The organism is Nitrosococcus oceani ATCC 19707 (genome assembly GCF_000012805.1).
Taxonomy (GTDB): domain Bacteria; phylum Pseudomonadota; class Gammaproteobacteria; order Nitrosococcales; family Nitrosococcaceae; genus Nitrosococcus; species Nitrosococcus oceani.
The window spans coordinates 569973-595900 of the sequence record NC_007484.1 but is presented as its reverse complement, the minus strand read 5'-3'; the positions used below and the strand labels follow the sequence as shown (position 1 = coordinate 595900).

The 25928-nt window shown below is 53.8% G+C and carries 21 protein-coding genes and 1 tRNA gene; 14 read left to right on the top strand and 8 right to left on the bottom strand.

Annotated features, from left to right (window positions below):
• The first annotated feature begins 6 nt into the window (after positions 1-6).
• The 10 genes from NOC_RS03035 (at position 7) to NOC_RS02990 (ending at position 13583) form a co-directional block, all read left to right on the top strand.
• Complete coding sequence (locus NOC_RS03035) at positions 7-669, top strand: thiol:disulfide interchange protein DsbA/DsbL (RefSeq protein ID WP_002814287.1); 663 nt, start codon at positions 7-9, stop codon at positions 667-669.
• Positions 670-805: 136 nt separating this feature from the next.
• Positions 806-897 (top strand) — tRNA-Ser (locus tag NOC_RS03030).
• Between the two features lie 602 nt (positions 898-1499).
• Complete coding sequence (locus NOC_RS03025; RefSeq protein WP_002813696.1) at positions 1500-3800, top strand: hypothetical protein; 2301 nt, start codon at positions 1500-1502, stop codon at positions 3798-3800.
• Positions 3801-3937: 137 nt separating this feature from the next.
• Entirely contained in the window at positions 3938-4138 is a 201-nt protein-coding gene (locus NOC_RS03020; protein WP_011330388.1) for a hypothetical protein, read from the top strand.
• A 97-nt stretch (positions 4139-4235) separates the two neighbouring features.
• Positions 4236-5393 carry a hypothetical protein gene (locus tag NOC_RS03015; protein WP_011330387.1) on the top strand — a complete coding sequence of 386 codons (1158 nt, stop codon included), beginning with the start codon at positions 4236-4238 and terminating at the stop codon, positions 5391-5393.
• Positions 5354-6004 (top strand): anti-phage-associated DUF3780 domain-containing protein, encoded by a 651-nt coding sequence (locus NOC_RS03010; RefSeq protein ID WP_231561501.1) that lies wholly within the window; start codon positions 5354-5356, stop codon positions 6002-6004. Before NOC_RS03015 ends, NOC_RS03010 begins: the two co-directional genes overlap by 40 nt.
• A gap of 23 nt (positions 6005-6027) precedes the next feature.
• Positions 6028-9039 carry an anti-phage-associated DUF1156 domain-containing protein gene (locus NOC_RS03005; protein WP_002813658.1) on the top strand — a complete coding sequence of 1004 codons (3012 nt, stop codon included), beginning with the start codon at positions 6028-6030 and terminating at the stop codon, positions 9037-9039.
• The gene (locus tag NOC_RS03000; protein ID WP_002812520.1) at positions 9036-11768 is read left to right on the top strand and encodes a phospholipase D-like domain-containing anti-phage protein; all 2733 of its coding nucleotides are present in this window, start codon (positions 9036-9038) and stop codon (positions 11766-11768) included. Before NOC_RS03005 ends, NOC_RS03000 begins: the two co-directional genes overlap by 4 nt.
• Positions 11769-12100: 332 nt before the next feature.
• The gene (locus NOC_RS02995) at positions 12101-12535 is read left to right on the top strand and encodes a transposase (RefSeq protein ID WP_168023433.1); all 435 of its coding nucleotides are present in this window, start codon (positions 12101-12103) and stop codon (positions 12533-12535) included.
• Between the two features lie 328 nt (positions 12536-12863).
• Positions 12864-13583 (top strand): hypothetical protein, encoded by a 720-nt coding sequence (locus tag NOC_RS02990; protein ID WP_011330384.1) that lies wholly within the window; start codon positions 12864-12866, stop codon positions 13581-13583.
• Positions 13584-13638: 55 nt separating this feature from the next.
• Here the strand turns inward: NOC_RS02990 and NOC_RS02985 are convergent, their stop codons facing one another.
• From NOC_RS02985 to NOC_RS02975, 3 genes are all read right to left on the bottom strand, one after another.
• A complete protein-coding gene (locus tag NOC_RS02985) occupies positions 13639-15795 on the bottom strand; it encodes a TonB-dependent receptor plug domain-containing protein (protein WP_011330383.1) in 2157 nt (718 codons plus the stop codon).
• A 365-nt stretch (positions 15796-16160) separates the two neighbouring features.
• A complete protein-coding gene (locus tag NOC_RS02980) occupies positions 16161-17651 on the bottom strand; it encodes a glycine betaine ABC transporter substrate-binding protein (protein WP_232420128.1) in 1491 nt (496 codons plus the stop codon).
• Positions 17644-18399, bottom strand: a complete 756-nt coding sequence (locus tag NOC_RS02975; protein WP_002813334.1) for an ATP-binding cassette domain-containing protein — start codon at positions 18397-18399, stop codon at positions 17644-17646. The genes NOC_RS02980 and NOC_RS02975 overlap by 8 nt, the downstream gene beginning before the upstream one ends.
• A 396-nt stretch (positions 18400-18795) precedes the next feature.
• Between NOC_RS02975 and NOC_RS02970 the strand changes: the two genes are divergently transcribed.
• The 4 genes from NOC_RS02970 to NOC_RS02955 all read left to right on the top strand — a co-directional run bounded on the left by NOC_RS02970 (position 18796) and on the right by NOC_RS02955 (position 22588).
• Entirely contained in the window at positions 18796-19515 is a 720-nt protein-coding gene (locus NOC_RS02970; RefSeq protein ID WP_011330382.1) for a sulfite exporter TauE/SafE family protein, read from the top strand.
• A gap of 70 nt (positions 19516-19585) precedes the next feature.
• Complete coding sequence (locus NOC_RS02965) at positions 19586-20557, top strand: sigma-54 interaction domain-containing protein (protein ID WP_002813209.1); 972 nt, start codon at positions 19586-19588, stop codon at positions 20555-20557.
• A 112-nt stretch (positions 20558-20669) separates the two neighbouring features.
• Positions 20670-21875, top strand: a complete 1206-nt coding sequence (locus tag NOC_RS02960; protein WP_002814244.1) for a TraB/GumN family protein — start codon at positions 20670-20672, stop codon at positions 21873-21875.
• A gap of 224 nt (positions 21876-22099) precedes the next feature.
• Positions 22100-22588: a DUF411 domain-containing protein gene (locus NOC_RS02955; protein WP_002812708.1), complete on the top strand. Its 489-nt coding sequence runs from the start codon at positions 22100-22102 to the stop codon at positions 22586-22588.
• Between the two features lie 164 nt (positions 22589-22752).
• On the opposite strand, the gene NOC_RS02950 is transcribed toward NOC_RS02955, so the two are convergent.
• From NOC_RS02950 to NOC_RS18535, 5 genes are all read right to left on the bottom strand, one after another.
• Positions 22753-23343, bottom strand: a complete 591-nt coding sequence (locus tag NOC_RS02950) for a DUF2269 domain-containing protein (protein WP_011330381.1) — start codon at positions 23341-23343, stop codon at positions 22753-22755.
• Positions 23344-23585: 242 nt separating this feature from the next.
• The gene (locus NOC_RS02945; RefSeq protein WP_011330380.1) at positions 23586-24056 is read right to left on the bottom strand and encodes a heavy-metal-associated domain-containing protein; all 471 of its coding nucleotides are present in this window, start codon (positions 24054-24056) and stop codon (positions 23586-23588) included.
• A 357-nt stretch (positions 24057-24413) separates the two neighbouring features.
• Positions 24414-24860 carry a ferritin-like domain-containing protein gene (locus NOC_RS02940; protein ID WP_011330379.1) on the bottom strand — a complete coding sequence of 149 codons (447 nt, stop codon included), beginning with the start codon at positions 24858-24860 and terminating at the stop codon, positions 24414-24416.
• Positions 24861-24960: 100 nt separating this feature from the next.
• Entirely contained in the window at positions 24961-25530 is a 570-nt protein-coding gene (locus NOC_RS02935) for an NnrU family protein (RefSeq protein WP_011330378.1), read from the bottom strand.
• 31 nt (positions 25531-25561) lie between these two features.
• Positions 25562-25921 (bottom strand): DUF5615 family PIN-like protein, encoded by a 360-nt coding sequence (locus NOC_RS18535; RefSeq protein ID WP_368730326.1) that lies wholly within the window; start codon positions 25919-25921, stop codon positions 25562-25564.
• Positions 25922-25928: the final 7 nt, after the last annotated feature.

Here is a 25928-nt window from a genome sequence, read left to right as displayed (position 1 = left end):
TTAAATATGTTGCGATTCGTCTCTGGATTATTATTGTCATTTTCTCTACTGCTCATCTCCCCATTAGGAGCGGCAGCGGAGCCAGCCTTCACCGAGGGGGTACACTATAAAGCAGTATCTCCTCCCTTGCATGCCATGGAACCGGGTGAAGCCGAAGTGCTCGAGATATTCTGGTATGGATGCCCCCACTGCTACCGCTTTGAGCCGATTCTGGAGCAGTGGGCGGAAAATAAACCGGAGGACGTGGCCTTTATCCGCGTCCCGGCGATATTCCGGGATTCATGGCAGCTCCATGCCCAGGCTTTTTACACCGCTGAAGCCCTGGGTGTGCTCGATAAAGTTCATCGCCCTTTATTCGATGCCATGAATTTAGAGAGACGCCAATTCAAAACCAAGGAAGCACTGGCAGACTTCTTTGCTACGTTAGGCGTTCCTAAAGAGGACTTCCTGCCGACTTTTGACTCTTTTGCCGTCCAGGGTAAAGTTCAGCAAGCAATAGCCACCACACGGGCCTCTGGTATTACGGGAGTTCCTGCCATCGTCATCAATGGTAAATACCGCACCGATGCGAATATGGCAGGTGGTTTTGAGCAAATGCTCGAAGTCGCCGACTATCTCACCGACCAGGGGAAGACGTCTTCAGAGCAGACAGCCACGACTACTGAATAGCTCTCTGTTTTGCTTACGCTGCTGTCTCTAGCTAGCAATAAATCCTGGGAGTAGTAGAAGAAGACACCATCTTACTGCTGTTTTATGCCTATTTCTTGGCGTGATCCCCTATAGCAGGTATCCTATAGGGGCAATAGGAGAGGTACCGAAGCGGTCATAACGGCACCGACTCGAAATCGGTCGGGGCTATTGCAGCCCACGCGGGTTCGAATCCCGCCCTCTCCGCCATTAATTAACCATAAGCTATTGATTCAATTGCAAGTAGATTGGGTTGTTTAAGTGGGTCTTACTGTAGCGCACGAAATACGCAATTCTTTTGAATAAGCAAAGCCATCTATTCCCCTATACCCTCTCAGTTATTCTCCCCCGCCGAACTCCTCAAACTACCGGCTTCTAAGCAGGTTGAATCGCACTGCCATCTCAGCAAGTAAATTTATAAGCACGGAAAGCATCATGCCGTGCGGCCAGCCGCTCGAAGGGCGCACCAGTGCACCCCTTTGGGCCTCTCCCCGATGCGCTATTGAGATAACCCGGTGTCCACAGCCCAACTTTTCCCGCACTCGGTCCGCCCGCCCTATTATCGGCATCGGTTTAGCACTTTTTTTCAGCATTCCTACTAAAAGGCGGCGAACGCCGGGAGAACAACAGTCTTTGAACCCCAACTGGAAGAAAAAGTACTATATATAGACGGTGGCCGGAGGATAGGAGCAACGCACGAATGACTGCGTAGCCTTAGAAGCTCCCCTTCAAAGCGACACGAAAAGAAGCGGCAGGCCGGTCACAAGTGGACAACCAATAGCTGAAATCTCCCCCGAATGGCCTAAATAGCTATGAAAAAAACATTCTGTTTACTTGCCATTGTTGCGTTTCCCGCCATGGCCGAAGTCACCGTGACTGAACCGACGAAATTGACATCCATTGAAAGCCAAATTTCGGCGCAAGAGTCCAAAAGCCTGGACCTCAAGGCGCGCTCAAGCGCACTGGAAGCCGAGGAGCACCTCGCCGCCGCCATTGACGGCTTTGTGTACGCGAGAGTGAAGCGCACGACGGGGAATTTTGTCGTCAAGGGGAAAACCTATCACTCTATTTCTGCTACCGACCGGCTGATTGATGTCACCTTTCAAGGCACAACCGGGGACTTTTTGACCGGCCCCGGCGATTTGGTCTGGCGGAAGGGCGATGGCACGGAAGTTATCCTCCACCATTGCCCGGAAGTCGCGCTAGGTGAGAACACATGTATTGTGATTGACCCGCGAGTGAGCTTCGACGGCAAGCAAGTGGCCTATACGGTGCTGGAGGGTCGGTATGGGACCAACCCTGATGTGAAAATGCAGCATGGGATTGATGCGCAGAAGTCCTCCCTTCATTTCGTCAATCTCGAAACGATGGAAAAGACCCAATGGGCAGCCGTGCAAGGGGTATTTGATATGGCCCCACAATGGTTGCCCGATGGCACCCTGATGTTTACCTCCAACCGGGACCATATCAAAGCAGGAAGCATCAGCGGCTTTAGCCCGGAAGGGGAAGTCTTGCAGTTGTGGGTGGCGGACAGAAATGGCAGCCACGCCCGTAACGTCAGTCCGGACATTCTCGCCGATGCGCTCCATCCCATCCTTCATCCTTCTGGTAAGGTGCTTTTTTCAAGCTGGAAGCGGGACTTGGAAAGCGTTCAGAACAAAACCCTGGATAATCTGTGGTATATCGCCGAAACCCGGCAAGATGGTTCGGAGCATAATGCTATCTGGGGCGCCCATGCGCGGTTTCTCCCTAACCCAGACAATATCACCATTAAAGCCCTTCATTTTACGGGCGTGCGTAGCAATGGGGACGTGTGTACGACGAACTATTATCGCCAAAATAATAAAGGCGGCGGTAACATTCAGTGCTTTACCTATCCCACCCCGAATCATCCCGAGGGCAAATTCCCTTTCAAGGCCAAAGAGGGAAGATATTTAGGGTTGTGGGGGCATTCCGGCGATCAGTTCAAAACCGATGGGCTGGGGCGCACCCGCGATCCCATGGGGATGCCTAAAGGGGGGCTGGTGTTTTCCGCCAGCCCAAAAGGCGTGTGCCATTTCTTCCATAAAATTGCCCAGCTACCGCTCAATGATAGCGGCTGTGATTTCGGTATCTATGTACAAGGCACCGTGCCAGAGAAAAGCCTGGAAAGCCGTATCCTTATCGTCAATAGCCCCGACTGGCACGAGTTCCAACCTCAGCCCGTGATGCCCTACGAGGATATTTACGGCATTAAGAAGCCGCCAGTGGTAAAGATGGACCATCCCAACCCGGACGGCAAATGCATCCTGCGCTCGGCTAGCAAGCGGATGCAAGTAGACAATGAACAGGGCTATCGCGGCCCCGGCAACGCTAATCCGTGTTATGAACAAGGCTGTTCCATGGCGGGCGTGGATAAGCAAGCGCTCATGACAAGCATCAAGTTCTGGCGGCCCGTTCCGTTCAATTCACGGGTTTTGCATCAGGATTTTGATGGATTTGGTCCATTCAGGATGGAAGTGCTCGGCACGGTTCCATTACGGTCTGATGGTTCATTTACCGCTGAAGTGCCTTGCGATACCCCGTTCTATATGGCTGGAGTCGATAGCGAAGGCAGAACGCTCGCCAGAGACAAGATCGCCATGTCTCTGCGGCCCGGTGAAACCCGTACCTGCTCGGGGTGCCACAACCACGACGACGACAACCCCCCTCAGTTCAAGGACTCAGAGGCGGCCAAAGTGGCCCCCACCCCAGTCCCCGCAAGCGGAACGCTGTTGAATTGGACCACGGATGTCTGGCCCCTGTTGCGTGACAATTGCGATGAAAACTTTCCCGAGTTTAACCTTTCAGCCTCCACCGAGGAAAAAGCTTTTAATAACTTTACCCATTACGCCAAAGGGGCCGCAAAGCCACCGTGGCGGAGCTACTTTATCAACTGGTTGTTTGCCCGCGAGAGTCTCCTGTACTGGCGCAGCGCTGGAGAACGTTTGGATGGACGCACCGATGCCAGCCGCACCGACGATATCGACTACGGCACCGTAGCACCCAAGCAAGCCTGCCTTAACGCCGCGCAGCTTAAAATCCTTGCAGACTGGATTGAAAGCGGTGCTTATCGGAAAAATAATAAGTGGTGAGCCATGGCCTTGTTCAGATGCTAGCTAAAGGGAAACCACTATAGGCTCAGTTCACCGCACGCTCATAGCCGCCCGCCTCCCGCCGATATAGCACACAGTGTATCAATTTGCAGAAAAGTGCTTATCAGGGAAAACCCATGCTAAAAACCATCCGCGACGCCTGCCAGCTTCACCCCTTGGCACTCGACTACACCATGACCGACGCCATTGAGAATTTGGCCGATCTTATCGGCGATGAAGGCGATGGGGCCGCCTTCTTTGAAAAAAACCATATCACCCGGGGCATGAATGGCCTCTTTCGAGAGGGACTGCTGCGGTTGGGGGGAAAATCCGATTAAGCGGTCTTCGAGCTGGCCCAGGCCATGGGCGGGGGTAAAACCCACCTGATGATCGCCCTCGGACTGCTAGCTAAACATCCGGCGCGGCGCCAGGAGATTGTGCCGGAAGAAGAAATTCTGGATCAATGGTCCCAAAGCGGTAGCCGAATCCGACTGGAAATCCCTCATTGGCGATGATCCCACCCTCATCATGCTAGATGAACTGCCCCCTTATCTGCATATGGCCCACACTGTGCCGGTGGGCGGCGGCACCCTGGCGGATGTGTTGCTGCGGGCCAAAACCAATCCCGCTTGGCCCTGGATGCCGGGCCTCAAGGGACTCGATACCCTTAAATCCCTGGCCCTGGAGCAAGGCCGCTGGCGGGAAGGGACGGACGGCTACCTGGAGAAAGGCCCCTTCCCCAAGGAAAAAACCACAGTCAACATCACGGTACAGGGCACGGATCGAGACACAGGCGAGGCCACTTTGACCCTCACACCCCGCCATGCGGGATCTAATCCCCAGGTTCACTACAGCCCCCAGGCCCAGATCTCCATGGAGGACCCGGTGGTCTCTGATTTGGATAACTTCCGCACCCAGGAAGCCACCCTTTACTTTCTGGCGGTGGACCCCGCAGGCGAGCACTCAACCGGCGAGCCCGTACGCTGGAACAACCGGCTGGTGATTCGGCACCAAGTTCGAACCACCGCCGAAGGCTGCAAGGTAGAACTGCGAGTGGTTCCCACGGCCGCCATCCTCCGCTTTACCCTCAATGGGGCCAACCCCAAGAAAGGCCAGCTTTACGAAGGGCTTTTCCCGGCGCCGCCGGAAGGGGCGATATTGCAAGTTTATGCCCGCGCCGGTGAGGCCGAAGCCCAGGAAACTATTAAACTTTCGGCGCTAGGTAATAACCAGCCGCAGATTAATGATGGGCAGCCTGCCTATCTTCGCATTCCGCGGCTCACCATCGATACCACTGAAAAGACTTTTAACCTCATCCAAGCTTTCCGGGAGGATGACACTACCCAGTTCAAGGGGGTCCAGGTTATTATCGGCGAGAACGAGGAAGCCGTGATCCTAAAATTCAACGCCCGCCCGGTGACCGCGGCGGTCATCGAACAGTCCGTCCGCGCCCTGCGCCAGGCCATTGGCGATGACCAGGCATCGGTGCAGATCACCATCCGGGAAGGAGGCCACTTCCGCAACGGTTACGAGCTCAAGCGCTTTGCCGAGCTTTGCCAATTGAAGCTAAGCCCGGAGGTGGTGCTCCAATGAAAACTACTGCCCAAAAGATCCCGCCCATGAGCCGCCAATCCCCTCGCCGTTATGCCCACCGGACCCTGGGATTCGGGGTGCCCACCACCCTGGACCCCCATCATTATCAGGTCACCATCCCCCGGGGCACCAAACAGCCGGTGCTCATCCGCGAGTGCCTGGGCATACAAGCCGGGCGAGAAGACAGCGCCGTACTTGATCGGGTGTGCCTGGAACGCCGCCGCTGGACGGCCATCGCCAACGAGGTCAAGCGTGCCTTCAACCACCGGCTAAGGCGGCAAAAGCTCGCACCCGGTCGGTGGAAGATGGGCGAGAATCCGGTGGATCGCTTGCTTGGCAAGGAGCTGTGCGTACTGGCCTGGGCCATCGAGGAGGCAAGTCCCGAGCAAACCGGTCTGGCTGTTCGCAACTGGCTGGCGCTCCGGCCCGAGGAACGCTGGTGGCTGTTCGGGATGACCGCCATAGCCACGGGCGGCCTCCAGGATAGCAGGAGAGGCTGGCGTCGGGCCTTGCGCTACGCCCTTGCCGACCTTCCCCAGGCCACTTTGCTCCCCACCGGCACACCCAAAGCCGCGGACAAGAACACGAAAACCCCCGATTTGTTTGACTAAATTTTTTTGGAGAAACGATAGCTATGTTAGCCCCCCAACAGGAGCAGACGCTATGCCTTGAGGCACCGCCGCTCAAGAATACCCCCGCCCTCCTGGAGCGGGTCTTCCCGGCCCAGAAGATTTCCGCCGAAGCCCAGAAGGAAAGAAAGGCCGGTTCGGGGAAAACCCTCACCGCCCTGGGCTCCTACTGGAAAGGCCGCAAGCCCCTCATCCTGGTGCGGGCTCTTATTCTGGGTTCGTTACTTCCCGCCACGGATGATCCAGAAACGGATTTAGCGATCTTCGAGCAATTGATGGCCCTGGATGAGGCGTCCTTCGGGCGGCGGGAACCAAAACTAAGCGCGGCCCAGGTGGCGGCAAGAATCACGCTGCCCCGTCCCTGGGATTATTTCGATTATAGTTTCAAGGACGCGACGGTTGAGCCTACGAAAATAGAGGAGCTGACCTTTCCCCTCCGGGCCGGGGACATCCCCGGGCTGTCCCTGCGCTGGAAGCGGGCTATTCCCCTGGCGGACAAGCAAACACTGCTGGCGGCGGCCCTAAAGGAGCTGCCCTACCCGGACAAAGTGGCCCTTTGCAAGCGACCGGAGGAGTGCGATCCGGCAACCCTCTACGGCCCCATCTGGGACTCCGTCAATCAACATCTGGGGCGCTTTGGCGTCCAGGCCCATAGCCACGAAGAGCTGGTAGCCCAGTTGGGTATGCTTCGCTTTGGGCACCGGCCCCGGGTGGGAGACACCTTCTGCGGCAGCGGTTCCATTCCCTTCGAGGCCGCCCGCCTGGGCTGCGAGGTGTATGCCTCGGATCTTAACCCCATTGCCTGCATGCTCACCTGGGGAGCGCTCAATATTATTGGCGCTTCCCCTGAGCGGCGAGATGAGATCGCCCAGGCCCAGCAAGCGGTGGCCGCAGCGGTGAACCAGGAAATCACCGCCCTCGGCATTGAGCACAACAGCCAAGGCGATCGAGCGAAAGCCTATTTGTATTGTCTGGAGACTCGCTGCCCGGAAACCGGCTGGCAGGTGCCTCTAGCGCCCAGTTGGGTGATTTCTAAAACCCGCCAGGTTTATGCCAAGCTGATTCCAAATCCGCGGGAAAAACGCTTTGAAATTGACATTGTCAGCGGCGCTTCCCCAGAGGAGATGGCAGCCGCTGAGCAAGGCACGGTCCAGCAGGGGCAGATGGTGTATACGCTGGAAGGGAAAACCTACCGCACCTCCATCAAAACCCTGCGGGGCGACTATCGAGACGCCCAGGGCGTTAACCGCAACCGCCTGCGGCAGTGGGAGAAGCACGATTTCAGGCCCCAGCCGGAGGATGTCTTTCAGGAGCGCCTTTACTCCATTCAGTGGATCACCCAGGAAACGCTGGGGAAATCCCGGCAGCAGACCTATTTCGCCCCGGTCACCGAAGAAGATCGGGCGCGGGAGCGACAAGTGGAGCAGATCGTGGCGGAAAATCTGGCCTCCTGGCAAGAGCAAGGACTCGTGCCCGATATGGCCATTGAACCGGGTAAAGAGACCACGAGGCTTCAACGGGAGCGCGGCTGGCGGTATTGGCATCAATTGTTTAATGCACGGCAGCTACTTATTTCTTCGCTTTTCTGCAAGCATCGACACCCCGTATCTGCGATTTGTCTTTTAAAGGCGGCTGACTGGAATAATCGGCTATGCCGGTGGGAGCCTTATTGGGCTAAGTCACAACAAGTCTTTTACAATCAAGCATTAAATACCTTTTATAATTATGGGACTCGGGCGTATGACATGCACATGCAGGCGTACGATTTGCCTATGAGGCGATCTCAAACATTAGACGTATCCAATTATGTTGAGATGTTGGATTGCCGCTCAATTACTGCGGTGGCAGATCTGTGGATCACCGATCCGCCCTACGGGGATGCGGTTCACTACCACGAAATCACTGAGTTCTTTATTGCCTGGCTGCGGAAAAACCCGCCCGCCCCCTTCAATGAATGGATCTGGGACTCCCGCCGGGCGCTGGCCATTCAAGGCGCTAGCGACAAGTTCCGCCGCGATATGGTGGAAGCTTACCAAGCCATGACCGAACACATGCCGGATAACGGCCGTCAATGCGTCATGTTTACCCATCAGGACAGCCGGGTGTGGTCCGATATGGCCGCTATCTTCTGGGCGGCGGGTCTCCAGGTCATCAACGCCTGGTACATTGCCACCGAAACCAGCTCCGAGTTGAAAAAGGGCGGTTATGTCCAGGGCACCGTGATTCTGCTCCTGGGGAAACGGCCGCCCGGCCAGCGGGCGGGCTTTACCCCCCGTCTTCTGCCCCAGGTGCGCAAGGAAGTCAACGCCCAAATCCAGGACATGATGCATCTTAACGCGCGGACTCAGGAACAGATGGGGGCGCCCGTATTCACCGACTCCGATCTCCAGATGGCGGGCTACGCGGCGGCCCTGAAGGTCCTCACCGGCTACACGGAAATCAACGGCGAGGAAGTCACCCGCCTGGCGCTGCGTCCCCGGCGGAAGGGGGAGAAAACGGTGGTGAGTGAGATGGTTCAGCAAGCGGCGGCAACCGCCAACAGCCTCCTCGTCCCTGAGGGCCTGCCCAAAGCGACTTGGGAGGTGATTAGTGGCATCCAGCGCTTCTACCTGCGGATGGTGGCCCTGGAAACCACCGGAGCCAGCAAGCTGGATAATTATCAAAACTTCGCCAAAACCTTCCGGGTGGACAACTACCAAGCGGTGATGGCAAGCCTAAAACCCAACAGAGCCCGGCTGAAAGGAGCCCAGGATTTCAAGCCCCGGGAGCTGGCCGGAACCGAAATCGGCGAGACTCTCCTGGGGCAGGTGCTGGTGGCGCTCCAGGAACTTTTGGGGGAGAAGGAACCACCGATCGTCATGGACAATCTCCGGGAGGCCCTGCCGGATTATTTTCAGCAACGCCCCCACCTCCAGGCCATGGCGCAATTTCTCGGTGACCAGCTCGCCCAGCGGCGTCCCCAGGAAGCACGAGCCGCCGAGATCATCGCCAGTCGGGTGCGCAACGAGCGCCTGTGACCCTCTGGCGCTTCTCTTCCCGGACTACCCGCCTGGACCAGAGTTTTCTGGCCGAGCACTTACAAGGAGCGCGGGCCTACCGGCGCATTGCCGGCTATTTCACCAGCTCACTGTTTGAGGTCGCCGGGGAATGGCTGAGGGAGATTCCCGAGGTTCGCATCGTTTGCAATGGGGATCTCTCCCCCGAGGACCTGCGGGTAGCGAAAGTCCGGGAAATCCGGCTGCTGGGGCGCTGGCACGAGCAGGCGGTCGAGGCCGACGCCCTGCTTAATCGGGATCGCTACCGCCAGCTCCATGCTTTCCTGACCGCCCGTGGCCCGATGATCTGGGTAGCGCCTAATACCGTCTGCGGGTTCCTCCACGGCAAGGCCGGGGTAATCGAGCGGGCCGATGGCCGCAAGGTGGGCTTTATCGGCTCCATGAACGAGACCCGCCAGGGCTGGCAAACCCATTATGAAATCCTTTGGGAAGACGATTCACCGGAGGGCGTTGCCTGGATCGAGGCGGAGTTCGCCCACCTCTGGCAAGCGGCCAAGCCCCTGCCGGAGGCGGTGATTCAAGAGGTGGGACGGCACGCCCGCCGGGTTGAGATTCCCTTGGACGATAGGGTTACCCCGGAAGAGATGGCCCCGGCGGCCCTGGCCGAGTCGCCCCTCTACCGGGAGGGATTTTCCCTGCAACCCTGGCAGCAAGGGTTTATCGCCGAGTGCTTGAATCACTACCGGGCCTATCCCGCTGTACGCCTGCTGCTGGCGGATGAGGTGGGCCTGGGAAAAACCCTGTCCCTGGGAACGGCGGCGGTCGCCTTGTGCTTGCTAGCCGAGCAGGCGGGCAAGGGGCGCAAACTAGTAGCAATTTTTGCCCCGGCCACCCTGATTGAGCAGTGGCAAACGGAAGTGATGGATAAACTCGGCCTACCCTGTGGCCGCTGGGACTCCCAGGGCAAGATCTGGCTGGACCCGGAAGCTCGACCCGTTTCTCCCAAGGGGGCGGCGCAGATTGGGCGCTGCCCCTTTCGGATGGGCATTATTTCTACCGGCCTGTTAACCCAACCTACCCAGGAGCGGGAATTCCTCGGCAACCTGACGTTTGAACTTCTGGTGCTGGATGAAGCCCATAAGGCCCGGACCCGGCAGGGGCTGGGCAAGAACGCCGGCGCGCCCAATGAACTGCTCAAATTTATGCGGGCCGCCGCCGGGCGGGCCCGGCATGTCTTGCTGGGGACCGCCACCCCGATTCAAACCCGGCCAGAGGATCTGTGGGATCTCATGGGCATTCTTCATCAGGGGGAAGGCCGGTTTGTGTTGGGGGAGGATCTGGGCCCCTGGCACCACCCAGATCGGGTGCTGCCGGTACTCACCGGGCAGGAGCGGGTCACCGATGAAGAGCAAGGCTGGGCGCTGCTGCGCTCGCCGTTGCCACCGGTTTCCTCCTCGGCGGAAGGGTCGTTGCGTCGGCTACTCCGGGATATCCGCCTGGAACTGGCCATGCCAGACCAGCGCTACGAGGCCCGCGTACCGGTGGTGAATCTGCCCAAGGATATCCGGGAAGACTTGGAGGATGTCCTCCACGAGGAAAGAGAAGGAACTTATTTTTTCCAACGCCATAACCCCATCGTCCGGCATACGGTCCTGCGCCAGCGCCGCACCCTGGAGGCGAAGGCGTTGCTGCCGCGGATTGGGGTCAATGTTCATCCCGAGCGGCGCCTGAGCCGTGATCCTTCGGCCTTCTCGGTTTTATTCGCGGACCGTGCCCTACGCACCGGTGAGGCATTTGATAGGGCCTATAAAGGAGCGGAGGCTTTCTCCAGGGTATTGGGGCAGCGGGGCCAGGGGATGGGGTTTATGAAAAACCTCCTGCGCCAGCGTGTTTGCTCCAGTTGCGTGGCGGGGCTGGCGACCGCAGAGCGTATGCTCGCCGGGCGGACCGAACAGGAAACCCAGGACGAGCAAGAAGGCGATCTAACAATGCAAACCCAAGCCGAGCGCAATGAACTCCAGGTGCTGGCGGCACCGCTGCGTGCCCTGGCCGAGGACCCCAAGCTCAAGGCCATCCGCCATTATCTTACCGTCGAAGGCTGGCTGAATCATGGCTGCATCATTTTCAGCCAATACTACGACACGGCCGCCTGGGTGGCCGGGAAGCTAGCGGATCTCTTCCCCCAGGAGCGGATCGGGCTTTACGCCGGCGCGGGCAAAAGCCGTCTCTACCATGGGGGGGAGACCGTTCAGATGGAACGCGAGCCCCTTAAACGCCTGGTGGCGGAGCGGGAAGTCCGCCTGATGGTAGCCACCGATGCGGCCTGCGAAGGGCTCAATCTCCAGATGCTCGGCACCCTTATCAATGTGGATTTACCGTGGAATCCCACCCGATTGGAACAGCGCCTCGGTCGTATCAAGCGGCTAGGCCAACTCCGGGAGAACGTGGATATGCTGAACCTGGTTTATCAAGGCACCGTGGATGAGACGATTTACGAACGGCTTTCCGAGCGCATGCGCGACCGCTACGATCTCTTTGGCGCGTTGCCTGATACCCTTAAAGACGAATGGATCGAGGATATCACCCGGCTGGGGGAGGAAATGGATCGCTATATCGAGGCGCGCCGGCAGGCGACTGGTTTCGACCTCCGTTACAATGCTACCCTGGAGCCGGGCGAGGATAGCTGGCGCAACTGCGCGAAGGTTTTTGCCCGCCGGGATTTGGTTAATCTCATGGGGCAAGGGTGGTAAATAAAAGCCGGGGGCTTACAGGCAGGGGGGGCGTATTTCTTCTGGCTGTTCAGGAATTTCATTGGGGGCATTGCCGGCAATCTGCCACACGGGACAAAGGGATGACCTACAATCCGGAAATCCATCATCGCCGATCCATACGGTTACAGGGATACGACTACGATCAGGCAGGCGCGTATTTCGTGACCGTCTGTACCCAAAACCGCGCGTGCCTGTTCGGCAACATCGTGGCCGGCGAAATGCAATTGAATGATGCTGGTTTGACGATCCTGCGATGGTACGCCGAATTACCCAACAAATTTCCGGCTATTGCATGTGATGAATTCATTTGCATGCCCAACCACGTGCATTTCATTGTGGTAAACGCCGTAGGGGCGGACCTGTGTGTCCGCCCTGACCTGTGTGTCCGCCCTGACCTGTGTGTCCGCCCTGACCTGTGTGTCCGCCCTGACCTGTGTGTCCGCCCTGACCTGTGTGTCCGCCCTGACCTGTGTGTCCGCCCGGATGCCGTACCCACAATCAACAAGGGCGAACACGTAGGTTCGCCCCTACATGGCGTGGTGCAATGGTTCAAGACCATGACGACCAACGAATATATTCGTGGCGTCAAACAAAATGGATGGCCATCATTTCCCGGCAAATTGTGGCAGCGTAATTATTGGGAACGCATCGTCCGTAATGAAACAGAATTGGACCGTATCCGCGACTATATCCGCAACAATCCAGTCCAATGGGAATCCGACAAATTATTCGTAAACCCGGCCTAACGGGAATCTGCCAAATCATTTGTAGGGGCGGACCTATGTGTCCGCCCTGGTTCTGTCCTCAAAAAGATGGATCAACCTCATCAATTTGCCTCCATCATGCAAAGATTGAATTTCTCGGCCGCTTTGACATCCACTGGTTTATGGCTTCCATGGCGACAGGCGCAACGGGTATTTTCTCCTACCTTATCGGGCGGCATCTCCAGTTTATTTTCCTCGACTATCTTGCCGTGGAATTCATTTTGCTGGCTTTTTTTATATTCATCCTTTGTTTCGTCTTTTTTCTACTTCGTCTCCTATTTTTTTACTAAGCACCGCTATATCCAACGTGATGTTTCCGCTTGGACTCTTTAGTTTCGATCCTCACTTAGGACACTTGTTAGCTTTGATTTCTTATAGTTTCTCCGTTTCACAAACAATCGAAATAACCCAGGCAAATGGTGCTTGGCTTTTACCGCCCGCGGGTCTTTTCGTAAATATTTTTGCCGGCAATTTCTTGATTGCCCATTTTCCAGACTTTATCGGCCACTCCCTGCTAATATTCCATGTCTTCGCGCTAGGTATAGCTTTTTTTTCCTATTTTTTAATGCTCTCTTTACTTTTTCACCAGCTATATTGTTGTCCTCCTCCCCTTCGGGAAATGGCCCCCGCTTTAGCGGTACCATTGGCGCCGCCAGGCGTTTCCGTAATTGCCTTATTAAGCCTGGAAAAAGCCTTAGACCATTTTCCGCAACTAGATAGTTTGCAAAATAATCTTTCTCCTTTTATTCATGTGTATGTCCCTTTTGTCATCGGCTATGGTTGTTTTTGGGCAATACTAGCGGCCCTTATCATGGTCCGTTATGTAAAAGAGAAAAATATTCCTTTTACCCTCGGGTTTTGGGCCTTCGTTTTTCCTATTGCTGCTTTTGGGATTGCGATATTTTTAACTGCCCAAAACCCCCTGTTTTCCTTCCTTAATGGGGTTGCAATTTTTTTATGGGGTATATCGCTTCTTCTCTGGGGTTTTACCACCTATCAAAACCTTTTACGCTTTCTGCCTAGAAATTAATACGTGGATCTGCCGTTCACGGCCAGAATCCTCTCCCCCGTATCGACTCATCAAACTAAAACTCATAACGCAAAGCAGCATAGAAGTTGCGTCCAGGTCCAGGTAAACGCCGTCCTTGGGAGACATCGCTATTGAGCACCCGGTTAAAGCCCGTTAGGTGGTTAGTATACGTTTTGTCGAGCAAGTTATTGATTCCCGCGGTGAAGGTAATGCCTTGATTAAGCAACCGGTATTGTCCATAAAGATTAACCAGGACATAGCCTGGAGTCGCTTCATTTGTATTGTTGGCGTTTCCCGGGTCCAAAGTATTAGTATCTGAAATATTTTCCTGCCGATAAACTAGCACGCTTTCAACGGTGGTAAACCAATGAATCCGCTCATGAGTCAGGGAAAGACGCAAATTGGGCGGAGCAATACGATACAGGTTATCATTAATATCCCGCCGTTTACCTCGGACATAACTCGCCACCCCATCCAGCCGCCATCGGGGATGGAAGCGGTAGCCAAAATCAGCATCAAGGCCGTAAATTTCAGCATCCACATTGCTAAATTGAAGGGGGGTGGCGTCCCCAGCAGCATTGGTGCTGACTGCAATCACCACGGGATCGGCGGCTGGAGTCCCTTGAATATAATCATCGACCCGGCGGTAGTAGGCTTGCGGCGAAAAGTAGGCAGCCTGAGTCTGCCAATCAAAGCCAAATCCCAATTCATGGGAAGTCTCCGGATCAAGCGCTACATTACCCACATAGGCATTCCCGTCCCCAAGACCCGCATTGACTTCCAGGGGAATCCAGAGATAACGTTGAATGTAAGTTGGCGAGCGCATCTTCCGCGCCGCGCCGAAAGTCCAGCGAAGAGCGGAATTCATTTGGTAGCTGAGCTCGGCGACCCAGTCCACATTGTTGTTGTTTTGCCCACGATCGGCGCCATTGAATCGATTCCTGAGCATTTGTATCATCTGCGCCGGCATCCCCCCCATGCCCCTGTCGGCAAGCTGAGCGGGAAAGGCGTTGACCCCATCCGCATCCATCTCTACCCGATCATAACGGGCTCCAAGCTGGAGTTCCCAGTTAGAATAAATCTCCTTGGTCCATTCACTAAAGAAGCCATACTTATTTATTTGCGCATTGTTAAAATTAGTCACGAAAAAGGGCGCAAAATCAGGATCCAAGACAGTCGCGTTGTGCTGCGCGGCATGGCCATCGGCGCCTATGGCTAGATCGCCACCCCAGAGGGCGAAGGTGGCCTTAAGGCCGTAGTTGAAATCTTCACTGCCAGCATTCACCAAACGTTTATCATCGCCCTGGCAAAAGGGGGCCGGTAGAGCGCAAAAATTAGCGGCTTGCCGCAACCTAAAATTATTCATTTGATGATCCACATCAGAATAGCCGAACCGGGTTTCTAGCTGGATATCGTTCCAAAACCCCGTATATTTACCTCCTGCCCGATTGGTCCTGATGAAGCTAATATCCATAGGCAGGCTTGGGGTGCCACTATTCTCGGTATCCAGACGTTGATAGTCAGCGCTAAATTCATGATCGCCTGTTTTAAAACCGTACCCAGCGCCATAAGTATTCCGTTCGTACTCGGTGGCCTTGATAGTGCCGTCGCCAAATTCAGTATCGCCACCATCATCCCGGCTACCAAGAAAATGTAACCGATGACGATCATTGGACAAAGACAAAATACCCCCCAAATTATAACCACCATCGACGGAATGGCCTGCTATATCAACATCGCTGTGAAATTCAAATTGCTCGCTGCCGGTAAAATGGCTGGACTTGGTTTTGGCTTCAACATAGCCGCCGATTCCAGAACCCGTACTGACCGACCCAACCCCCCGGGTAACCTCTATTGACTCTACCAGGCTGCGAGGCGCGTAGCTCAGTGGCGGGTCCATCCAATTAGGTCCTCCTGATTCAATAGGCGTACCATTTATCCGCACGTTCATTCGCGGCCCAAACATCCCCCGGTATTGCACCATACCTGCTATCGGTCCATTCGCATTGACATTAGCGCCAGGGACCCGCCTCAGCAAATCGGCCGTATCAGGCGTGGCGAAAGGCTTATTTTCTGCTTCTACCCCCGCACGCTCAACCGGTTGTCCCACCACCTCAAGCTCCGGCAAGGTCACCTCTTCATCCTGGGCAAGCAACGGGGAGGCAGCGCAGGCGGTAGCTACGAGGACGAAAATGGGCGTTCTTTTAAGCATTATTTTTCCCCTGATAGATTTATTAAGCTGAGCAGTCAAACTTAATAAATAGCAAAATTTATGCTAAATATTTTTTATCAAAACAAGCAGGAACTTACCTACGAAGCCCCCAGAATCAGGGATAAAAGTACGGCATTTCCCGTATTTTTCCTCAGAAATACGGGAAATGCCGTACTTCAGCCTTCTCTACGGATGCACGGCACCCACCGCTTGAGGCTTTTTCTAACCCACCCGCAAAATAATGGTGTTTTTCATGGGCACAGCGCCAATGGCCGTCCGTCTTGCAGGGACGGCTGCCCCCGCCTGCGGGTGAGCAGGGCAGCGCGAAACCAACCGTGCTTTTCTCAAAATTTTTGCTAAAATACTTATCTTTTCCGCTCTGCCAACCGCAGCCCTTTAGGGACTATGGCTCGATCCGCCCACTCAAACAGCCCTTGCACCAGCATGGCCAGTCCGGCGGCAGGAATGGCTCCTTCCAAAATAAGACTCACGTCATCCAAGCGAATTCCAGTCAATATAGGTTGCCCATATCCCCCGGCGCCGATTAAAGCACCCAGGGTAGCCGTGCCCACATTGATCACCGCTGAGGTTTTAATACCCGCCAAAATAGCGCGGGAGGCCATGGGCAGTTCCACTAAACGCAGCCTGGCCCCCGTTGAAAGACCCAGCGCTACTGCCGATTCTCGAAGCTGAGGGGAAATATCATGCAACCCGGTATGGGTATTGCGCAGGATGGGTAAAAGACTGTACAGGAATAAGGCCACAACCGCCGGCGGACCGCCAATGCCAAGGAGAGGAATCATGAAAACCAGCAAGGCCAGCGCGGGAATAGTTTGAATAATCCCCGCTATACTCAAGATAATCGACCCTAGCCGGGGCCGGTAGGCTGCGATAACTCCGAGCGGGATGGCGACAACAATGGCGCTTGTCAGGGAAATGCCGACCAAAACCAAGTGCTCCTTGGTATGGCGGTAAAAACGCTGCCAGGCGGTTACCGGAGAGGCTTGCGGGCGATGGCCAAAAGTTTGTTCCAGAAAATTTCCGGCTACCTGGAAATCGGGGACGCGCTCCAGCTTAACCTGGGCATTCATGGCGGCCATGCTTGCCGAATCAAGGCGCCCCTCCAAAGAATGTAAGGCAGTCACTGCCTCTGGCGCCTGTTTCAGCAAGTCACGCCGGTAAAGCAATAGGGCTTTATAGTCGGGAAAGTAATGACGATCATCTTCTAGTACGCGCAATCCATAATAATCAATTTCAGCATCGGTCGAGTAGAGATCAATCACCTGCAAGGAACCCTGCGCTAGTCCCCGGTAAGCGAGATCATGATCCAATCCGCTGACCTGGCGTTGGGGCAACCCATAGCGAGTACGCAGACCCGGCCATCCGTCAGCCCGGGCCATAAACTCATTACTAAATCCCAGCACTAGCTCTGGATGTCTAACCAGATCTGAAATCTTACGAATATTGAGCCGCTCGGCAACCGCTTCTTTCATTCCCAAAGCATACGTATTATTGAATCCCAAGGGACGGCTCATCTCAATTCCCTGGGCCACTAAAAGGCGGCGCAGTTCGGCTTCTTCGGTCACCTGCCGGGAAAAAATTTCGTAATAGAGCGTGCCAGTATATTCAGGATAAATATCGATTTCACCGGTCAGCAAGGCGTTCCAAAGAACCCGCGATCCCCCCAGTTCCCGGCGATGGATCGCGTTCACGCCCGCACTCCGTATCTGCTGAACTACCAGCTCACCCAAAAGAATGGATTCCGTAAACTTCTTGGAGCCAACGATCACCGCGGAATCGGCCAAGCATCCCGAGAATAGCAGCCACAAAGCCAAAGCAAGGCTTGCTTTATTCACTGTGCGGCCTTCCATAAGCCTCCAAGGGCGAACGTTGGGCACGAATAAAGCGTTCTACGAAAGGCGCACCAGGGTTTTCCACTAAATCTCGAATGCTCCCTTGCTGCACGATTCTTCCTTCCTGCAGCAATACGATGTGATCACCAAAATGAGCTGCCTCTCCCATATCGTGGGTCACCATCACCACGGTTTTACCTAACGACCTAAAAACTTCTTTCAGTTCGGCTTGCAGTTCATAGCGGTTCAAAGGATCTAGGGCGCCTAAGGGCTCATCCAGCAATAGCAAGCTTGGATCAAGCATCAATGCACGCATCAAAGCGACTCGCTGACGTTGCCCGCCAGAAAGCTGGATGGGGTATCGGTCCAAAGCCTCGCTGGGAAAACGGGTGAGCGTCACCAGCGCCTCAAGCCGCCGGTGTATCCGCGCTTTATCCCATCCTAGATGCTCGGCCATCAAAACAATATTGCCCCGCGCCGTGAAATGGGGAAACAATCCCCCCTCTTGAATCACGTACCCCATCTCCCGGCGCTGTGCTAAAATGCTAGTGGTGGTTAGGGAGGCGCCCTCGAAACGGATTATGCCCGTATCTGGCTGAATGAGCCCTATCATTAATCGCAGCAGTGTAGATTTACCGCAACCGCTAGGGCCGATTAGAACGGTGGTCCAACCTTGGACAATAGACAGATCCGTAGTATGTAAAGCGATGGTACTACCGTAGCGTTTAGAAACTGCTTCCAGTTCTAGCATGCCCTTGTACTCTGGAATGGGGGGAGCCGAATGTTAAAATTCTGAGCCTATACAGAATAATGTCAAGGAGCAGGATCAATAACCCTCAACAAGTCCCCGCCAGAGAATAATGGTTTCCATATCCTCTAGAAACGGCTCCTTGCGAGTCTTCTTTTGATAATTCCGAATCCATCTACCAGAAGCTATTTACTTCAAATAAATACGAATTTCACTGGATTTAACGAGGTGCGTATTATCGCTTAAATACCGAATTAGTTAGATGTAACCTTAAATTAAAAACGATGAATACCAGACGGATAATTTGGCCTACGCTTTGCTATTATAGAGTCGGTTATATAAATGCTTGGCCTTTGATATGGCCTAAAGTTCCCTACTTTTCTATTTATTTTGTTATTTGTGACACTTTTAGATCCTCTTTTTACCACCTCTTTCACCTTCGCCCTTTTGCTGGGTTTGCTGAGTGGACTGCATTGTGTTGCCATGTGCGGGGCGATCATCGGCACGCTAACCTTGAGCTTGCCACGGGAAATCCGCAGCGACAAAAAGCGATTACTCACTTTTGTCTTTGCCTATAATTTAGGCCGAGTCGCAAGTTACATTACCATGGGATTCATAATGGGGTTGCTGGTGGGGTTACTGGGTTCCCTCAGCCATCCTCTAGTCTTCGGGGTCTCAGGACACGATATATTGCAGGCGGTTTCATCCCTTATCATGTTGGGCACGGGATTGTATCTTGCTAATTGGTTCCCCCGCTTTGCTGTGGTAGAGCGAATAGGTGTTCCTCTATGGCGCCGGCTAGAGCCCCTGGGGCGGCGGCTGATACCCGTTCGCACCCGGACGCAAGCCTTTGTCTTTGGTACTATTTGGGGCTGGCTTCCCTGTGGCCTGGTTTACAATGCCGTTGCGGTAGCCGCCACTACCGGTAGTGGAACCCAAAGTGCCTTGACCATGCTTGCCTTTGGTATGGGCACTTTGCCAACAGTGATGAGCACGGGCATTTTTACCGCTTGGATGGCTCACCTCGCTAGCCTCAATCGCCTGCGCCTCGTAGCCGGTTTAGTCATTATCGCCATGGCCCTGGTTAACTTGCTGGCCGTTGGCTTCTATAGGGGCTAATACAGCCACGGAAAATAGGGTAATATACCGTTTGAATCATCAATAATTAAATGGATAAATAGGTGACGGGATGGATGGGTTTGATTCACTGATTGGTAAAGCGCCGGCTTTCGAGGCCCTTTTGCGCAGTGCGCGCATGGTGGCGGCCACAGAGGTGACCGCACTCATTATAGGAGAGACGGGTACAGGTAAAGAGCTATTGGCACAGGCCATTCATGCCGAGAGCCAGCGGGCAAACAAAGCATTTGCAGCCATTAACTGTGCGGCACTGCCGGAAGGGCTAGCCGAATCGGAACTTTTTGGCCATCGCCGCGGCGCTTTCTCTGGCGCCGTCCATGATCATTTGGGACGTTTCCGGGCTGCTGAAGGGGGCACTGTATTCCTGGATGAAGTCAACGAGCTCTCCCCCGCGGTTCAGGCCAAGCTGCTCCGCTTCCTGGAATCTGGCGAATGCCAGGCCATTGGCGATACGCGGGTCCAGCACTGCGATGTGCGGGTTATCGCCGCCACCAATTGCAATCTAAACCAACGAATCCAGGAAGGACGGTTTCGCCAGGATCTCTACTATCGTCTCCATGTGGTGCCCCTGGAAATACCGCCCTTGCGGGCACGGGAAGGAGATATCCATAAGCTTTTAAAGCACTTTTGCGCCGTCTTTGCCCAGCAACACCACGGCCTTACGCCCGCGGGCTTTAATGCCGCTGCCTTACGGGCTCTCAACCTCTATTCCTGGCCCGGCAATGTGCGGGAATTGCGTAATTTTTGCGAGCGCATGATGGTGCTGTTACCTGGCCAAATCATTACCCCCCAGAATCTGCCCTTTAACATCCGCGGCGACTTAAACCTGCCGCCAGAAAAGGGGGAAAAACCACTGATCACCTTGCCAGAAAGCGGTCTAGAACTCGATCGGGTAGAGATGGAGCTCATTCACCAAGCCATCGCCAAAACTAAGGGTAATCGCGCTAAAGCCGCGCGGCTGTTGGGTATTAGCCGCGATACGCTCTGTTACCGGCTGCAGAAATACACCCTTCAAACCAATTAAAACAAAACAACGCCAAGGGTATGGTCAACATGGTGCCATACGGACGGACCTGCCCTTTTAGCGCACCTGCAATTATGCCGAACCTGCTAGTTGGCATTCTTATTTTATGTAGATGAATAGCACCGAACAGCAACAGCCTCTGAGTATCATTAAATTCGCTGATCGTCAGATTACCCTTCTGGGCACCGCCCATGTCTCGCGAGCTAGTGCCGAGCACGTCAAGGCACTGCTGGCAACGGGGGACTACGATGCAGTGGCGGTTGAACTCTGCCCGAGCCGTTACCAGGCCCTCATCAACCCTAATGCCCTCTCCCGCATGGATCTGCTCGAAGTACTCCGCAAAGGCAAGGCTGCCATGGTGACAGCCAGTCTGGCCTTGGGCGCTTATCAGCAACGGATAGCCGAGCAGTTTGGTATCGAACCCGGCGCGGAGATGCGCGCGGCCGTCGATTCAGCCCATAGTGCTAAACTTCCCGTATTGTTGATCGACCGAGAAGTCGGCACCACCCTCAAGCGCATCTACCGCAATGTTCCTTGGTGGCAACGCTTTAATTTGATCGGCGGTCTGTTTGCCAGCCTAATATCCCGGGATACAGTCAGCGAAGAAGAAGTAGAACGCCTTAAGGAGGGAGACGTCCTGGAAACGACCTTCTCCCAGTTTGCAATGGAAGCGGAAAATCTCTACTTACCTCTCATCGACGAGCGGGACCGCTACATGGCAGCCCGCCTCCGGGAAGAAATCAATCAGAATGAATACCGTCATCTCTTAGGGGTTATCGGGGCGGGACATCTCCGGGGTGTGACCCGTTACCTAGAGCAAGACGACGCTACACCCGCGAAAAAAACTATCACCGAACTGGATCAGATCCCCCCCCCGAGCCGTTGGCCTAAAATTATCCCCTGGTTGATCGTGGTTCTGGTGTTGGTTGGCTTCATCTTTGGTTTTTACCGTAGTCCCGAACTGGGCTGGCAGTTGATTATAGACTGGATTTTAATCAACGGTGGCCTGGCTGCCTTGGGAGCCCTCATCGCTGGCGCTCACCCTCTAACCATCGTAGGCGCATTCGCCGCCGCGCCTTTGACTTCTCTAAACCCCACCATCGGGGCAGGTATGGTCACCGCCGCGATTGAAACATTTCTCCGCCGGCCTACCGTGGGAGATTTCAGCCGCCTCCGGCAGGAAACCGTCCATATCAAAGGTTGGTGGCGCAACCGCGTTACTCGGATTCTGCTGGTATTTTTACTCAGCACCCTCGGCAGCGCCGTAGGGACTTATGTGGCCGGTTTCAAAATCATCGATCGCTTGGCGGGAGCATAATCCCAGTTCCCAGTGGAGATTTTCTATAGGGCAAGGGGGAATTTCCCGTATCTTGGGTTGTCTTATTGGTGAGTCTATGGGTTAGAAAATGCGGTTATTCCGCATACTTCCTTCTGAAAATCCATGAAACCTACTACTGGACGGACTATGTCACCCCCTTCTTCGCTTTGTGCAATGGGGATTGCGGGTTCGAATTCCGATAAACTATCTTTTGGAGCAAATAAATGCGATTAATCTATCAGCTTAGCCTAGGTCTGCTATTAGTTTTACCGGTCATCTCTTCCCATGCTGAGGAAAGCGTATGGGACAAGGCCCAGGTCTCCTACTTCGGCCCCTCCAATATCACGGTCTATCGCAGTCCTACCTGCGGCTGCTGTAAGAAATGGGTCGAACATCTGGAACAACACCACTTCACTGTTAAAGATATTACCACCGACAATATGCAAACCCTAAAGCAACAATATGGTGTTCCCCGGGAGCTGGCTTCCTGCCATACGGCCATTATCGATGGTTATGTCATTGAAGGCCATGTTCCCGCCGACGATATCAAACGCCTCCTCATGGAGAAATCTAAAATAACGGGCCTGACGGTTCCCGCCATGCCAGTAGGCACGCCAGGCATGGAAATGGGGGCAAGAAAAGATCCTTTCCATGTTCTTCAATTTAATGAAGCAGGCCAGTCAAAACCGTTCAACGCCTACCAAAATTATTAAATTTAAATGGATATTATTTAGTGGCAATGGACTGCCGCCTCTTACCTTCTTTCTTCTCATCTATAAATCTGAAGATAGGACGGGGGTCAGTAAAACTCCTCGCCCCACACCCACCATACGTAAAAGCGTCAGTGCGCCTTTCCGCTTCAGTCTTGATAAATTTATTAGGGCGCTTCTTTTGCTTCTTCACCCCATGGGTATAATTTCGGGATATACAACGTCAGTGCCGTTGCGATAGCAATAGCAAAAATACCGCCGACAATGAATAGTGTCCAGCTTGCGGGTCTGATAACGCCGAGCGCCACTATCAGAAAGAGAATGGGCAAATCAAGAAAATGCGTAAATGTAGGAATACCTTCGCCTCGAACCTTCTCGAGTTCCGACGTAATCGCACCCCTCTGTAGTGCATCTCTGGTGACCCACCGCAGCCGCATGAAATAGAGACGGGTCACCGTATTTTCTTCAATAAATTCGAAGGCGAAAAGTACTACCATCCCGAGCAGCCAGGAAATCTTCACAAAATCCCAACCGCCGTAAAATTTAACGATCATCCAGCTACCAGAGATCAAAAGAAGCAAGGCTCCCGGTACCACCACCCCATCGTAGAACACCGCTATATTTCGAACAGCCTCTGCAAACACATTAAGCTCACGAAGCTGTCGTGATCTCAGATCGGACATCCACACGCCGATCAAACCCGCTCCGATGAGGATAGCTCCAAGTAAATGGACGAACTTGAGAAGCGTGTATGCCATTGTCTTTTCCTAACCCTAACAACTCTATATCAGCCATTATACGGCTACCTGGCACTTTCCCGATCATATGGCAGAAGCCAGTCTAAAATTAGCTGGCGTGGGAGGCGATGACTTAGTTTGGTCCGAATTTGTCAATGAAAATGATAAGCATCTGGTGTGGTGATCCGTGGTGAGATCTGGTTGGCCGCACTTGCTCCGACAGTAAGCAGCGAGACACCTCTACCCGCGCATGCAGCTATTCATTATTCGACCCGCGCGCTGAAGCCGGCGGCGTTGAATGCCTTTATGAGAGCGGCGGCAGAGAAATTGCCAGTGACCTCAAAGGTCGTCGCCCTCGGTTTAGCCGTGTCACCCGATACGCCGTCCACAGTCGCGATTGCTCCTTTAATCGCCTCGCAGCACGGCGCACAACAATTATGGATACCTGAGACCTTCAGACTATTAACCTTGCCCTCGGGAAGGTCGCCCACGGCCCGCATCGTCAGTTGAGTATTGTCGGATTTGCCATAAAAGCCAGCAGCAGCAAGCGCATCAAGCGCCATCCGAGCCGTGGTGGCGTCGTTGGCTGTGAACGTCACGGTCCCCTTCTCCCTGTCGCAACCAGAATCTACGCCATCCACGCTCATGAGCGCGGTATTAACCGCATCCACGCAGCCTTGGCAACAGAGATGAACGTCCGCTAACTTTACCTGAACCCCGGAATGTGACGACATGATCAGCTCCTTTTGATTTCAATGTAGTATTGGACCGGTTGCTTGCTACCACGTTTCCAGGCTAGCCATTGCCTCGGCCATTCCCCCCCGACAAGTGCTTCGGGCTAGCCACGACTTAGCACGCAAGACTCTCACCTGGGTAGCAACCTCCGCGCGCCTTATTACTTCCCAGCCTCCCACCAGCCTGTCATCGCAAAGGTAAGACCCCTCCAGTTAAAAGAACTGTTCGGTTGATCGAATGCTAACATAGGCGTTGCTTTGACAAATTCCGACGCGAGTAGCAGCCGGTTGCCATAAACTGACACTGGACCGAGCTATCATGCCATGTCATCACCGCCGATGATTTTTTAGTTGTCCTCAGGCATCGTGGCGATGGCCGTGTTGCCAACCTTGCCCCGGACTTCCGCCTCTTTCAACGCATCGGCGAAAAGCAGGAAGGTGATTATCAATTGATGCTCTTTGTAATTGGACGAGCACCCTCCGAACGTCTGGATAATCTGCTGTCGATTCAAGCAACCTATCGTACATGTTTGCGTTTTCGATTTCCGCTTCGACTCCTATCTGACAGGCTTCCAGAACAGATAAAGGCGCTTCAATTCGTGAAGCCCAATTATCTCCTGGAACAGCAACACCATATTTATGAAACAAAGGTAACAATGCTTCGATATGTCGGCTTTCCGCTTCTACGATATTAATGAAGGGGCGTATTTCACCGAACTTACGAATGACATGGCGATATGTTGCACGTGCCTTGTACTCATCGTTAATGGCTTCTATGAGAATATTACTTACAGTTTCTGACATTGTTTTCTCCTTAAGAAAAAATGCTAAACCTATTTTCGCGCCTGTCGGGTCGAAATTGGGTAGTACCCCGGACCGGAATGGTTCCAATTTGGCAAAGTACCTAGATGAGCGGCTTCACGCCTAGCAGCGTTTCATGAAGCCAGAAAACGATTGCCGCATATACAGCCAAGCCAACCACAACCACGATAATGTCGTTTGCTTTCGATTGAGGCACACTGGGTACTGAGCGGGTAGCTCGATTCATCATCGAGATACGATCTACGATGGCCCACAGCAAGAACGACCCGAACAACAATAGGTCGGCTAACGTGCCGTTTACCAATAAGTGCGCCACGGCCCAAATCATCACAGCGACAAGCTGCGGATGTTTTACAGTGTTATTAATTCGCCCAGGAAAGTATGGCGCAAGAAAAAGAATGAATGTTGGCAGCAAAAGAATGGTAACTACATGATGCAACCAAATAGGTGATACGTAAAGTAAAGTGGGTGCCTGTCTTAGGTCCACGTAACCCCTTGATATGAGAATAATCCCAATGAGAGAGACACTGCCATACAGTATTTTCCATCCGATTTCGCTTTTTGCCGCCAATTGATCACGTAGCGGCAAGGCTACGATGGATATAGAATGCATGCCGAAGAATAACGCGAGACCTAGCAGGAATTGTGGCATATAGAGTAGATGGCTCCTTTAGATAAACATTTTAGAGTTTACGGCTAAGTCTCGCTTGGCTGTTCCCGGCAGCCGTCGCTTGCCTTATTATACTGGCTTCAGCACTCTCAATTATCTGAACTATAGCCGAATGATTATTCTTTAACATATTCAAGACATTATTTGTAGAAAAATTATCCAATCGCACCCATATAACATGCGGAGGAAATCCCTTTACTTGTGACAAGCCGTTAAAAACTTCATTCTTAGCAACTATAGAGTAGTTATTTTTCGCCGCATAATTCCATATTTCGACATCACTCGCTGAACCCGTACCAATATTACGGACGTGAATTGCTTCATAATCAGGAGCCAGTCTATCGCATAGTTTCGGCGATAAATTTTGATCCAGCAGGATC